7 protein-coding genes are annotated in these 14432 nt (G+C 53.5%); 5 read left to right on the forward strand and 2 right to left on the reverse strand.

All coding sequences use genetic code 11. From position 1 onward, the window contains the following. Positions 1–55 precede the first annotated feature (55 nt). A complete protein-coding gene (locus LQ777_RS29645) occupies positions 56–4312 on the reverse strand; it encodes a hybrid sensor histidine kinase/response regulator transcription factor (protein WP_232563980.1) in 4257 nt (1418 codons plus the stop codon). A gap of 446 nt (positions 4313–4758) precedes the next feature. Here LQ777_RS29645 and LQ777_RS29650 point away from each other — a divergent pair, with 446 nt between their 5' ends. The 5 genes from LQ777_RS29650 (at position 4759) to LQ777_RS29670 (ending at position 12377) form a co-directional block, all read left to right on the forward strand. Beyond that, complete coding sequence (locus LQ777_RS29650; RefSeq protein ID WP_232563981.1) at positions 4759–7815, forward strand: SusC/RagA family TonB-linked outer membrane protein; 3057 nt, start codon at positions 4759–4761, stop codon at positions 7813–7815. A gap of 104 nt (positions 7816–7919) precedes the next feature. Then, the gene (locus LQ777_RS29655) at positions 7920–9551 is read left to right on the forward strand and encodes a RagB/SusD family nutrient uptake outer membrane protein (RefSeq protein WP_232564026.1); all 1632 of its coding nucleotides are present in this window, start codon (positions 7920–7922) and stop codon (positions 9549–9551) included. 93 nt (positions 9552–9644) lie between these two features. After that, positions 9645–10514: a glycoside hydrolase family 16 protein gene (locus tag LQ777_RS29660; RefSeq protein ID WP_232563982.1), complete on the forward strand. Its 870-nt coding sequence runs from the start codon at positions 9645–9647 to the stop codon at positions 10512–10514. Positions 10515–10558: 44 nt separating this feature from the next. Further along, complete coding sequence (locus LQ777_RS29665; protein WP_232563983.1) at positions 10559–11554, forward strand: glycoside hydrolase family 43 protein; 996 nt, start codon at positions 10559–10561, stop codon at positions 11552–11554. A 58-nt stretch (positions 11555–11612) separates the two neighbouring features. Beyond that, the gene (locus tag LQ777_RS29670) at positions 11613–12377 is read left to right on the forward strand and encodes a porin family protein (RefSeq protein ID WP_232563984.1); all 765 of its coding nucleotides are present in this window, start codon (positions 11613–11615) and stop codon (positions 12375–12377) included. A 101-nt stretch (positions 12378–12478) separates the two neighbouring features. On the opposite strand, the gene LQ777_RS29675 is transcribed toward LQ777_RS29670, so the two are convergent. Beyond that, positions 12479–14416 carry a glycoside hydrolase family 2 protein gene (locus tag LQ777_RS29675; protein ID WP_232563985.1) on the reverse strand — a complete coding sequence of 646 codons (1938 nt, stop codon included), beginning with the start codon at positions 14414–14416 and terminating at the stop codon, positions 12479–12481. Between the last annotated feature and the right edge of the window lie 16 nt (positions 14417–14432).

Consider the following 14432-nt stretch of genomic DNA (forward strand, 5'->3'; position numbering starts at 1 on the left):
AATACCCAATACATCTCGCTTTCTTGTCCGGAGCGTTTACCAGATGGCGTCTAAATCATACCTTCGGATCAGTCACCGATTCCCGATGCTGTTTGGCATAATCCGACGGCGATACGTTGAACAAGTGTTGAAACGCTTTTCGAAAATACTTCACATCCTCGAAGCCGACCTGACTGGCTACTTCGGAAACCCGCAGGGATGACGTGGCCAGCAACTGAGCCGCGCGTTTCATCCGCACATCGCGGATAAACTCAATGACGGTCTGCCCCGTAATGGCTTTGATATGCCGGTAAAATACGGACTGGCTCATGCCCATTTCTCGCACCAGCATCGGCACCGAAAAATCCGGATCGCTCATGTGCGTTTCGACAAGCTGCATGGCTTTTTCGAGCAACTGCCGTTCTTCGTCGGGGATAGCGATGTCACTGGGTTCGAGCAGGATTTGCCGTTGGTAATAGTCGCGAAGCCGAAACCGGTTTTGTAGCATAACCGACAGCTTGGTAAACAGCACCTGCGGATTGAATGGTTTAGCCATGTATTCGTCAGCGCCCGTCTCAAGCCCTTCCAGCTCGTGCGTAGCCGCCACCCGCGCCGTCAGCAGCACCACCGGAATATGGCTCGTTTTGGGATGCTGCTTGATCGTCCGGCATAGTTCAAGTCCATTGCTACGGGGCATCATCACGTCACTGACAACGATATCGGGTAGCAGCTCAAGCGTTTTTGACCAGCCATCGAGCCCATCAACTGCCGAATACACCTTGAAGGCGGGATCGAGCAGACGAATCAGGTACTGCCGTAGGTCGTCGTTGTCTTCCACGATCAGAACACGGGCCGCTCCGGGGGGTATACTAACCGGGGGGGTATCGTGTAAGGGCAGGTCATCAAGTTGGGGGGTCGGGTCGGGGTCGGGTACTTCGTCGGCTGCGATTGCCGTCCGAATGTCGTCGGGCGGAAGGTGCGCGTGGCCAAACGGTAGCCGAAGCGTAAAGGTCGTGCCAGCCCCCGGCGAACTTCGTACCGCTACGCTACCCTGATGCGCTTCGGTAAACTGCTTCACCAGCGACAAGCCTAGCCCGGTACCCGTTACGCGTAGCGTGTCCGTTTGCGACGCCTGGTAATACGGGTCAAAAATTTTATCGACCTGATCACTCGGCATGCCCACACCCCAGTCGCGCACCGTAATCTGTAGGTAGTTATCCTGCAAGACGGTATTCTGAAAAACCGCCGGTCGGTCGGGCGAGCCGATACGGGCAACGGTAACCTGAATCCTTCCCCCAGCGGGTGTGTATTTAAACGCATTGGAAAGCAGGTTGGTCAGCATAATTTCCAGCTTACTGCGGTCAACATACAGCGCTATGTTTTCAGCGGGAAGTTGCAGCGTATAATCAAGGTCTAATTCTTCAGCCTTTAGTTTAAAGATCAAAAAGATCTCGGATAGAAACGGAATAATGTCCTCGCGGCTGGCTCGCAGGGTAATGTGCCCTGTTTCTGCCTTGCGAAAATCAAGCAGTTGGTTGACCAGTTCGAGCAGTTTACGGGTTTGCTGGTGCATCAGCAGAACTCGCTCCCGGACCTGCGTAACCGTTATGTTCGTTGACGCGGCCAATTCGTCCATCGGTCCCAGAATAAGCGTCAGCGGGGTACGAAGCTCGTGCGACACATTGGTAAAAAACCGGAGTCGGCTATCGGTAACTTCTTTTTCCTGTTCGGCCTTGTACTGTTCCAGTGCCAACTTGTTTTGCAGCGCCTGCTGAGCCAGCTCTGTCCGGCGGTAGAACCAGAGTGCTCCCGTTATAGCGCTGATACCGAGCAGGTACGCCCACCAGGTACGCCACCAGGGCGGCAGAATGGTAATACGCATAACAGCAGGCTGCGCGGACCAGATGCCATCGTCATTGCTGGCGTTGACCCGGAACACGTAGTCACCGGCGGGGAGGTTGGCGAAGGTAGCCATGCGTTGACCCGGCGCGGGCCGTAGCCAGCCGTTCGTGTACCCCTCAAGCTGATAGACGTATTGTTGCTTCTGCGGGTTCGCGTAATTAAGCCCGACAAATTCAACCGAAAAATCGTTTTCCGACGCGTTTAGCTCAATACGAGGCTTTTGTGTCAAAGGTTTTGTCAGCAGCACGCGTCCATTGAGCGTATCGCCAACCGTAACCAACTGGTTCAGCACGTGCAGACCCGTAATCTGGGCAATGGGCCGATACGGATTTTGCTGAATCTGCCGGGGTTGAAAAAACGTGATGCCGTTGGTTCCGCCGAAATACAAGGTGCCGTCGGAGGATTGGAATGCAGCGCCAACTTTGAACGAATTACTTTGCAGCCCGTCGCTGATGTCGAAGTGGAGCAACTGTCTGGTTTGCGGAACAAATTTATACAGTCCGGCTCCCCCGATCCAAATATTTCCCGCGCCATCGGTTAGTAAACTTTCGATGTCAGTTTCAGGGATTTGTTGCTGATACCGGTCAATGCGTTCTCGTCCGTGCGCGTCCGTTGAGAGCCGGTGCAGCCCTCCGCCGATAGTCCCAATCCAGAGATTGCCCCGACCATCGTTGAGCAGGGGCCACGTATAGTTAACAAGCAGGCTGTTCGGATTGCGGGGATCGTGCGTAAACTGCGATACCAGATGCAGTGAATCAGGCTGCGGTCTTAGTTTGAGCAATCCAGCGTCGCGGGTGCTTACCCAAAGGACATTGCGGGTAGAATCGTAAAGTAAGGCTGTCAGTTGGTGCGTGGGCAATATCCCGTTTTTCCCGTCGTAATGCCGGAGGTAGTGACCGTGCCGATTCAACTGGTGCATACCGTTGTTGAAGGAAGCAATCCAGACCGTACCAAAGCGATCGCCGGTGATGCTTTCGGTGCTGATCCCACGCCAGTCGGGGCCGGGTTTTGCGTCCGAAAGGCGCTGGGGGGACGTACCCCGCCTGACATCCATCGTGTACAAACCACCGTAGCGCGTGCCGATCCAGAGCGTATGGTCCGACGCTAAAAACAGCGCCGACACATCAATGCCATTTACCGTGCCCAGCCCCGGTCGGTTCAGGTAGTTTTGGTACGTGCCGGTTGATTGATCGTAACAGGTTAGCCCGTTGCGCGTACCGATCCAGAGCCGGTTGGCTGCTTCGTCTTTACAGATCGCGTTTATGTAATTGGTAGCGGGTGTCGTTGTGCCGGTAATCGCCTGTCGTAACTGGCCGAAGGGCTTGGCCCGCAGCCGGATCTGGTTCAGCCCACCCGCCGATGTAGCAAGCCATAAGTTATGAAACTGATCTTCCCGGATGTCGTGAACCCGTACCGAATTGATGCTGTACGGATCAGCGTCGGAGGGCAGGAACGTGTGCAGCTTTCGTTCATCGACGGGTGGCTGGCTCTGGGCTACAGCACCGCCATCAAGCAGCAACAAGCCGTAGTGTGTACCAACCCATAACCGGTAAAATGAGTCGAGGAACAAACTTTCTACACCGGCAAAGGGGCGGTGTAGGGACTGAAAGGTGGGGCCGACGGCTGAGCGAAGTGCCGACGATGCCGTCCAGTATACGCGATCATCCGTCCCGACCCACAGATCGTTGCGCCGGTCGATGTGCAGCGCCCGAATGTTTGGCCCCTCTACGGTAGGTACCGGAACAGCCTGTAGGGGTGTCTTGTTCTGCGCGTCGTTCCAGCGAAAACGCCAAAGGCCATACCCCAACGTACCGATCCAGAGAGTACCCCGTTCATCGAGCGCAAGCTTACTGATCGTTGGTTCTTTGTTGGGACTCCCCGTTAGCCGGACTGACCGGACTACCTGAAGCGTTCCGTCCCGGTCAAATTGAAACATAAATACCCCGTCACGTTGGGTCGCTACCCACAATCGACCCTGCTTATCCGAGACAACAGCGTGAACATTGGTTTGGCCCAGCTTATCAAGCAACGGCCTAAAGCCACCATTTGTCGATTTAGTTTGAATGCTGGTGAACCGGTCGGTGCGCACATCGTACCAAAACAGTCCCGCCCGCTCGACACCCGCCCAGAGGGTGCCGCGTTGATCGACATGAAGGCTACGGACACGGTTGCTCGACACGCCACGCTGGGTATCGACGGGGAGATTGTAGGTTTTCAGCGAATACCCATCGTAGCGGTTTATCCCCTTGTTTGTGCCAATCCAGACAAATCCTTCCTTGTCCTGTGTCACGCACATGGCATCGCTATGCGACAACCCCCGGTCTATCGTAATGTGTTCAAATCGAAACTGATCGGGGCTTCGTTGTGAAAACCCCGGTATTGTTATTATGAAAAAGGCCAGTAGCCAGCCTATGTATGTACTAAACCGCATACCTGTGAGGGGTCAGCTTCCTCTCTTTTAATAAGCCCGTTTTACCGACCTACACCCGGTAATGGACAACGAACGCTCTGCTAAAGTTACCACTTTTTACAGTGAGAAGACGACCGGTATGCCCGCATCAGGCGATTTGACGGGTGATGAGGTTGTATGAGCAAAGTTGCACTTTCTGAATAAGCAATCTTATGCAGCATGGGGAACACATTATAGCCGCGGATCAAATTACACCCTAATCAAAATGAGGTAAAATGCTTTTCTAGCTGTCTACAATAGTTCAGCGAAAAAACCACCAGACGAATTTACCCCCCTTTTTTGACGAGAAAGACACCCTTCTGTTTTAACAGGCTTCCTTAATTTTGTACTATTCAAACATTTGATTTTCCACAAGGCGCTTCCTGTCAAAATAATCGCCGAATAACGTAAGAACCCAAACCCTGCTTATGAAGCATAAATGGCTACTTTTCTACGGAGCTATACTCGCTGCTCAGGGACTAATGGCCCAATCCGTTAGTCCTGCCAATGCGCCACTGTATGCCTCGGCCTGGACCAGTCATACGGATGGCCATCTGTCCGCCATCGTCACCATTACGGGGACTGTAACGGATGAGAAAGGCGGTGCGCTGCCCGGTGCTACCGTAACGCTTAAAGGCTCGTCCATTGGTACGAATACCGACGGCAATGGCGCGTACACGATTCGCATTCCGGATGGCACCAAAGATCCAGTGCTGGTCTTTTCCTTTATTGGCTATCAATCGTCGGAAGTAGCCATTGGTCGTCAGACCACGGTGAACGTACAGCTACAGGGGGATGCAAAGTCGCTCAACGAAGTCGTGGTCGTTGGGTACGGGACACAAAAGCGTTCCGACATTACGGGGGCGGTGGCGTCGGTACCAAAAGGGCGGCTGTCGCAGTTGCCGGTTACCAACGTGCTGCAATCCATTCAGGGAGCGGTGGCTGGTCTGAACATCTCGCAGTCGTCGTCGGTACCCGGAACGGCCCCATCGGTAACGGTACGGGGACAGAACTCAATCAACGCCAACTCCGGCCCGTTTGTAGTTGTCGACGGTATTCCAATCAGCAAGACAGGCGGTTCGCTGGCGGATATCAACCCCAACGACATCGAGAGTATCGAGATTCTGAAAGATGCATCGGCGGTGGCGATTTACGGAACCAACGGGGCTAATGGGGTTATTCTGGTGACGACCAAACGCGGTACAACCGGCAAACCAACCATCCGATACAGTAACTACGTCGGCGTCGAAAACTTTTCCAACGTACTGACACCCCGTACCGGCCCTGAATACGCGCAGAAATACGCCGACTGGCTGTCGCAGACGAATCAGAAGCAGGTGAACCCGGTGCCAAACTTTGGAGAGTTGCCCAACTACAACGCGGGCATCACGACCGATTGGTTTAAAGAAGCTACGCAAACAGGTGTCTTGCAGGATCACAACCTGAGCATTTCGGGCGGTACCGACAAGGTGCGCTACTTTATTTCGGGTGAATTCCTCGATCAGAAAGGCGTTATCAAAGGCTACCAGTACAAGCGGGCCAGCTTCCGCTCAAACCTGGATGTCAACCTGACGGATTACCTGTCCGTGGGAACGTCCCTGTTCATCGCCAACAATAACCGGGATGGCGGGCGGTCCAACTTTTTGTTTGCCACGGCGATGAGTCCGTACGGTCAGCTTTACAACACCAACGGTACCTACGCGATCTACCCGATGTACCCGGAGTTGCTGTATACCAACCCGATGCTGGGGCTGGTGACCCAACGCGTTGACCGGAACACGAACCTGAACGGAAACGGCTACCTCGAACTAAAGCTGCCGGGCAAACTGACCGGGTTGAAGTACCGGCTTAACATGGGGTACTCTTTTATTCCATCTCGTACGGGGAGCTACGTCGGTCGCGCTGCCAACGACCTGCTGGGTACCGCCAATACGTTTTATTCGGAAACCAACAGCTACACCATCGAAAACATCCTGTCGTACGCGAAAGACTGGGACAAACACCATTTCGATTTTACGGGGCTGTACAGCGCGCAACAACGCCGATACAGTGAATCACGGGCCAATGCCGTTGGCTTCGTCAACGACGAACTGGGCTTCGACAATCTGGGGGCTGGCGCTACGCAGACGAGCGGTTCGTACGCAGATCAGTACCGACTGAATTCGCAGATGGGCCGAATCAACTATAACTACGACAGCCGCTACCTGCTAACGGTGACGGCCCGGCGTGACGGTTCATCTGTCTTCGGAGCCAATACCAGCAAGTTCGGGCTGTTTCCATCGGTCGCGCTGGGATGGAATATCAGCAACGAAGGCTTTATGAAAAACATGCGGGGTATATCAAACCTGAAGCTACGGTTCTCTTACGGGAAGGCAGGCAATGAAGCGATCAGCGTGTATCGGACTATTACGACGAGCAACACGGTTCGGTCACCCTTCAATGGCGTCAGTACCATTGGTGCGGTGGCAGGTAACCTAGGTAACGCTAATCTGCAATGGGAAACCACACTCAGCCGCAACCTGGGAATCGACTTCGGTTTTATCAACAATCGCATCAACGGAAGCATCGACGTTTACCAGAACAACACCGAAGGACTGCTATTGCTACGGAGCCTGCCGATTATCACCGGCTATCAAAATGTATTCGACAACCTGGGCGAAACGTCCAATAAGGGTATCGAGCTAACGCTAAATACGCGTAACCTGGTGAAAGGACCGCTGAAATGGGAAAGTACGGTTGTTTTCTCATCGAACCGCAACCGCATATTAGACCTGTATGGCGACGGAAAAAGCGATCTGGGTAACCGGTGGTTTATTGGTTCGCCAATCGGCGTTGTCTATGATTATCAGATGACGGGCGTGTGGCAGCAGGGCGAAGATGCTTCTTCGCAGGACCCCGGCGCGAAAGCCGGTGACCTGAAATTTGCTGATACCAACGGCGATGGCAAAATTACCGCCGACGACCGGATTATTCTGGGGCAAACGGCTCCTAAATGGCAGGGTGGTCTAACCAATACGTTCCACTTCGGTAATTTCAACCTGAATGTATTTGTCCAGACGGTGCAGGGCATAACCCGTAACAACTCCGACCTAAGCTACGGTGACGAAAGCGGTCGACGCAACACGCCACAGGTTGTTGGGTACTGGACCGCCGAGAACATGAGCCAGACGCGTCCGTCACTGGCGTATAACAACCCACGGGGCTACGGCTACGCATCGAATGCCAGCTTTACCCGCCTTAAGGATGTTACACTCAGCTACGTCTTCGGACAAAAACTGCTCGACCGGCTGGGCCTAGGCAGCGTAACGCTCTACGTCAGTGGTCGGAACCTGTATACGTTCACCAACTGGATTGGCTGGGACCCCGAAGCGGTTCAGCAGCCCCGGGGAACACAGGCTAACAGCAGCGATCCGAACACCAGCTGGACCAACAACTATCCAGTGACGCGCTCGTTCGTGGGAGGCCTTAACATCAGCCTTCGCTAATGAATTCGTACGAGAGGGCTGTTTTACCAGTGGCAATGGCCCTCTCGCTCTATCACCGCACCGGCGATCCGGTCTTTCAACATTTGTTGCGACGCATTTTACCCATGAAAGCATACATCAAACTTGGCGCGCTGGCGTTGCTTGGACTAGCATCGGCCTGTAAAAGCGACTTCCTGGCCGAAAAGCCGTATTCGAGTTACACCCCCGTTACCCTCAACGACTCACTCGGCACCGATGCCTCGTTGGTCGGGCTGTACAACCACGTCAGCACCATTTTTTCCTACGCCGATCAGCAGGGGTGGCCCAGCGTTTGGCAGGTAGGAACCGACGTAGCCAACGCAACGGCCAATCAGCAGGGGATCGAGATCCCGTACTACAATTACGCGCTGTTGACGCCAACCGATGGAGCGGCTTCCTTTACCTGGAATCGTAACTACATCTTGGTTAACCTGACCAACATCATCATCAACAGCATGGATTCTCCCACCATGACCAGTCTAAGCACGGGCGGCAAAGCACGGGCCAGCGCCGAAGCTCGCTTCTTCCGGGCCTACGCTTACAACAACCTGGCGACCTGCTTTGGCGGTGTACCCATTCTGACGCAGGCGTTGACCGGTCCCAAAACGGATTTTGTGCGGGCTACGCTGGACGAGGTAAACAAACTAATCGTTGACGATCTGACGTATGCCGTGGCGAATTTGCCTGATATCGAGAGCGTCCGGGCCAATGCGGGAGGAGCCAAGCTGTATGGTCGAGCCAACAAGTTTATGGCCATGCAATTACTGGGCGAAGCGTATCTACGCATGGGTAAACCTGAACTGGCTGAACCTCAGCTACAGGGTATCATCAGCAGCGGGCGGTTCAGCCTGATCAAACGGCGGTATGGCGTTGGCACCAGCCAGCCCGGCGACTTCTACCACGATATGTTTATCTACGGTAACCAACGCCGGTCGCAGGGTAACACCGAAGCCATCTGGGTACTGGAACAGGAGAATCCCAGCGTCGTAGTAGGAGGGATCACCAACAACCCGCAGCAGCGTCGTGTCTGGGGACCCGCTTATTACAACATTGTTGGTATGTCCTTGTCAGATTCGACGGGCGGGCGCGGTATCGGGCGGTTGCGGCTCAGCAACTGGGTGCTATACGGACTGTACGGATCGGGCGATGTTCGCAATTCGCAGTATAACATCCGTCGTCGGTTTATCTACAACGACCCCAGCAAAACGGCTACGTTTGGTAAAGTGGTGCCGTACACGGGCACGGATACGCTGTTCAGCATTGCCCCGCACACAACCAAGTGGTATCAGTACAACCCCACCGATGCGTTTGGCTTTGCGATGATTAAAGATTTTATGCTGATGCGATTGGGCGAAACCTACCTATTGCTGGCCGAAGCGCAGTTTAAGCAGGGAAAACTAGCCGATGCCGCCAACAGCATCAACGTACTGCGTCAACGGGCCTTTTCCAGTTACCCAGCCACCGGACAGGTATCGTCGTCTGACATTACGATGGACTTTATTCTGGACGAACGCGTCCGTGAACTGATCGGAGAAGAAAACCGGCGGATGACCCTGATGCGGACCAAAACGCTGGTCGATCGGGCAACGCGGCTCAACAGCAACAGTGCCGTCAACCCGATTCGGGGTCTGACGACCACGCACCTGCTAATGCCAATACCGCTAGGCGAGATTCAGCTTAACAAGGACGCCGTGCTGGCGCAAAATCCAGGTTATTAGATACTGACGCGGATAAGCTAACGCACAGAAGCCATACGGATTGATGGCTTTTGCGCGTTGGTCCCGTAGTTAAACCACACAACGACATTTGTTATGTCTGTCCATCCGTTTATCCGCCAAACCCGGTACTGGCTTTTGCTCGGCACCACGCTGCTAGCCTGTAGGGGTAGCGGCCAACCGGCTGCTCCTTCCTCGGATTCGCCTGCGCTGCCGGGGTGGCGTCTGGTCTGGGCAGATGAGTTTACTACCGATGGAGCCCCCGACCCGAAAAACTGGACTTTTGAGCAGGGATTCGTTCGAAACCACGAGCTACAGTGGTATCAGTCCGACAACGCTCGTTGCCAGAACGGTATGCTGGTGATCGAGGCCCGACGCGAACAGCGGCCCAATCCGACTTACAAAGCGGGTAGCAGCGACTGGAAAACAAGCCGCCCCATCATCGAATACACAGCGGCCAGCCTGAACACGCGTGGGCTTCATCAGTGGCAGTATGGCCGGTTCGAAATGCGGGGACGTATCGACACCCGTGCGGGACTATGGCCCGCCTTCTGGACGCTAGGTACAGTGGGCGAGTGGCCCAACAACGGCGAAATCGACATCATGGAGTACTACCGGGGTATGCTGCTGGCGAACGTAGCCTGGGGAACTGACAAGCAGTGGACAGCGAATTGGCGGAGTACGAAAAAGGCCATGTCTAGTTTCAGCGGCCCAAACTGGGCCGATCAGTTCCACGTCTGGCGCATGGATTGGGACAAAACGGCTATCAAACTCTACGTTGACGACCTGTTGCTCAACGAAGTAAACCTAACGGACACCGTTAACAGCGACGGTAAAAATCCGTTTCATCAGCCGCACTACGTGTTGTTGAATCTGGCGTTGGGTGGCGACAACGGCGGAGACCCCGGACCGACGACTTTTCCGGCCCGGTTTGAAGTCGATTACGTACGGATTTATCAAAAATAGCGGAGCAACGGCGACCGTACTTACCTTGTAACCTTCTCATTCTTATGTTTTTACGTTTTTTAACGGTTGTTTCTATGTTTTGCCTGACCGGATCGATGGCAACGCAGGCCCAAAACAAACCGCAGCATCAAACTAAATTTAAGCCCGGTGCCGTCTGGTACGACGACAAAGGCGAGGTCATCAACGCCCACGGTGGAGGACTGCTGTACGACAAAGGCACCTACTACTGGTTTGGCGAAAGACGCGGCAAATCAGCCTCCGAGGGAGTCAATGTGTATTCGTCGAAAGATCTTTATAATTGGAAAATGGAAGGGCTGGCCCTGGCTAAATCCACCGATACGACCAGTGAGATTGCTACCCACGGCCTGATGGAACGCCCCAAGGTGATCTACAACCCCCGCACGAAGCAGTACGTCATGTGGTTTCACCTCGAACTGCCGGGTCAGGGTTACAAGGCCGCTCGCGCCGGGGTCGCCGTCAGTAAAAACGTTACCGGTCCGTACACCTACGTAAAAAGTTTTCGTCCCAATGGCCATATGTCACGCGACATGACCCTGTACGTTGACGACGATGGTTCGGCTTACGAGATTTATGCCGCCCGCGAAAATTACGATTTGCGCATTGTAAAGCTGACCGATGATTACCTGTCTGCCACCACACAAGACACGCTGCTGTTCAGCAATCACCGCGAAGCGCCCGCCGTTTTCAAAAAAGACGGAAAATACTTTTTGATTACCAGCGGATGCACGGGCTGGGCGGCCAACCGGGCTAGTCTGCACATGGCCAACTCGCTGTTTGGGCCGTGGCAACCCGTAGGCGATCCAATGAAAGGACCGATGGCCGATATCACCTTCGATGGTCAGTCAACGTACATTCAGCCGGTGCAAGGCAAGAAAAATGCGTTCATCTTTATTGCCGACCGCTGGAACCCTAAAGACCTCAAAGACAGTCGCTACCTGTGGCTTCCCATATCATTTATTGCTAATCAGCCGGTGGTGCAGTGGACCGACGCCTGGACGCTGGACACCTGGAAAAACTAACCCATGCGTGCCGGAGACTCCTGGTAAAACCATTTGATTGCTGGCGCGTTTAGGAGAAATGCATAGAAAACTACGTTTTCCGAAGGCATTTTTCGTTGGGCTTTGTACGGTTCTGTTGTGCTTGAGTGGCTTTTCTCTCCGGGCTCAACTGCGGCTTGACCTGGAATCGGGGCTGGTCGTAGGAAGCAACTACAACGAGGTCAGGATACCCAATCAGGGTGGTACGCTCGTCAATCTGAATAACAATTTAAGCGCGAAGCCAACAGTTTTTTACCGTGTTCGGCTGGGTTATACAATCGCGAATCGTCACACGGTATCGCTTTTGTACGCTCCGCTGACGGTGCGGTACACCGGCGCATTCGGCCAGAATGTCAACTTCAACAACCAACTTTTCGCGGCCAATCGACCAGCCACCGTTGACTACACATTCAACTCGTATCGGCTGACGTACCGGTATGATTTTGTTGCCAGCAAGCAATGGCAGGTAGGTCTGGGTTTGACCGCCAAAATTCGGGATGCCAACGTCCGGTTTTCTGACGAGTCAGTCAGCACACACTTCGACAATCTGGGGGTTGTACCGCTCACTAATTTCCGCGTTGCTTACAAACCCGGTGACCATTGGGGTGTGCTGCTGGAGGGCGATGCGCTGGGTTCACGTTTTGGTCGTGCCGAAGACATCTTTCTGGGCGGTACGTATTCCCTGAGCCCGGCAATCGGCTTAAAAGCGGGTTACCGGGTCGTAGAAGGGGGCGCAAATGTGGATGAGGTGTACAACTTCACCTGGTTAAATTATGCCTCTGTTGGATTGCTGATTTCTCTTTAGAAAGCTATCCAGAAATTTTCAGCAAGTACAAGAAGCAAGTCATTCAATGCTTAGCGATTCGATGAGTTGTCAAATCGCTAAGCACTGATCTAGAGTGGTTCCTACTCTTTTTTGGAAGCTAACGTATTACCCGCTTGTATGACCGCCTGATTTACCTGACGGATGCGGTCTACCTCCATTTTCTCGACCTCGCGGTCATACGTGAGCAGGCCGTTCACCTCGTGTTCAACATCCGTCGTTTGGGTGTAAATCGCAACACTCAGCCCCCGATAGCGCATCAGTTGCTCCACCTGATCCAGTAAGAAAATGTACCGGTAGGTTAGCGCGGATTTCGTTGGTTCATAGGCGTACGCGTTATTTTCAACCGGCCACATATGCCCGCGAACAAACAAGCCAACCCCGCCAAATTCGCCGAGTGACGCTGCTCGCTGGCTATCTGGCTCCGAAGCTTTCGTGGGACCAACGTAAATATGGGTGTCTACAAAATCGCCGTTTTTTGGATCTCCATACGCTTTTTGGTACGATGGATTGTTGTTAAAACCCGAATTGCCGTTGACCAGCCGTGAAGGATCATAGCGTTTAACCCAATCCGTAATATTTTTCACGTCAAACGCGCCCCAGTTTTCATTGAAGGGTACCCAGGCAATCACGGACGGGGAGTTGTAATGAGCGTCGATAATTGCTTTAAGCTCGCTGCGGAACGTGGCCCGTGTTTTCAGTGTATCTTCGTCGGGGTACCAGATTGCAGGCATATCCTGCCAAACCAGCAATCCCAGCTTATCGGCCCAGTAGTAAAACCGTTGAGGCTCGGTTTTCATGTGCTTGCGAATCAGGTTGTAACCCGCTTTTTTCGTAAACTCAATATCTGATTTTAACGCATCCTCCGTGGGCGCGGTCAGGATACCGTCGGGCCAGTAGCCTTGGTCAAGTAAGCCAAGCTGCATAACGAACTTTCCGTTCAACAAGGGACGCACAACGCCATCAACCTTGCCAAGGGCTACGTCCCGCATGCCAAAATAGCTCATCACTTCATCCTGCGCTCCCCCATTCCCCGACTTCAACGTAATTTTCAGATCATACAGAAAAGGCGAGTCCGGCGACCAGACTTTTGGGCTCGCTATTGGTAGGTAGAAATCGGTCCCCGAATTTCCATCGGCTTTGGTAACCTCTTTTTTTCCGTCCAGAACAAGCGCTGACACCTTAGCTTCGGAGCTGGTGTTTACCTCAATCTTCAGTCGCTTGCCTGCCAGATCAGGCAGAATACGGATGTTTTTGACGTACACGTCAGCAACAGGTTCAAGCCACACCGTCTGCCAGATACCGGATGTAAAAGTGTAATCACCACGCGGGCCGTTTTTGCCGGAAGGCGTGCGCCCATCGTTCGAATCGTAAGCAGCCACAACAATACTGTTTTCGCCGGGTTTCAGTAGGGCTGTGATGTTGAACGAAAACGCATCGTAACCACCCGAATGGCTGCCCGCTTTTTGGCCGTTTACAAAAACAGTTGCCTTGTGATCGACGGCCCCGAAGTGAAGAATGACCTGGCGGCCTTTCCAACTGGCAGGAAGTGTAAACGGACGTTGATACCACATGTTGATTTCCTGCTTCCGCTTGATGCCCGACAGGACCGATTCCGGACAATAAGGGACCCGGATCGTTGCGGAGCGGGCCGGAAACGTCATGACCGCTGCGGGATTCTCGGCGGATGCGACGTTCTTTCCACCCTGGTAGTTCCAGTTTCCGTTCAGGCAAAGCCATTCATTGCGTTGAAGCTGCGGACGTGGGTATTCGCTGAGCGGTATCGGAGCAGTCATAGCCGCTTTCGTCCAGCGAGTCGGCAATTCCGCTTCCTGCGCCCTGGCTGGTTGCGAGAAAGCTCTAGTGATAGCTGTAAATAAGGCCAGCGAAACCCAGCCAACGTGCTTTAGAATTCCTATATGACCTGAGCGTTTAAGCGAAAAGAACCTTACGGCTTGTTTGTTGTTCGTTATGTATCCTAGCTGTTCAGCAGCAATATTACTCATCGTATTCTTGACCATTTTTTCTTAAAAATGC

It is taken from the genome of Spirosoma oryzicola (genome assembly GCF_021233055.1).
GTDB lineage: Bacteria > Bacteroidota > Bacteroidia > Cytophagales > Spirosomataceae > Spirosoma > Spirosoma oryzicola.

Coding starts and splice junctions, on each gene's coding strand:
- LQ777_RS29645 (WP_232563980.1), bottom strand. CDS start 4,312: ATGCGGTTTAGTACATACATAGGCTGGCTACTGGCCTTTTTCATAATA.
- LQ777_RS29650 (WP_232563981.1), top strand. CDS start 4,759: ATGAAGCATAAATGGCTACTTTTCTACGGAGCTATACTCGCTGCTCAG.
- LQ777_RS29655 (WP_232564026.1), top strand. CDS start 7,920: ATGAAAGCATACATCAAACTTGGCGCGCTGGCGTTGCTTGGACTAGCA.
- LQ777_RS29660 (WP_232563982.1), top strand. CDS start 9,645: ATGTCTGTCCATCCGTTTATCCGCCAAACCCGGTACTGGCTTTTGCTC.
- LQ777_RS29665 (WP_232563983.1), top strand. CDS start 10,559: ATGTTTTTACGTTTTTTAACGGTTGTTTCTATGTTTTGCCTGACCGGA.
- LQ777_RS29670 (WP_232563984.1), top strand. CDS start 11,613: ATGCATAGAAAACTACGTTTTCCGAAGGCATTTTTCGTTGGGCTTTGT.
- LQ777_RS29675 (WP_232563985.1), bottom strand. CDS start 14,416: ATGGTCAAGAATACGATGAGTAATATTGCTGCTGAACAGCTAGGATAC.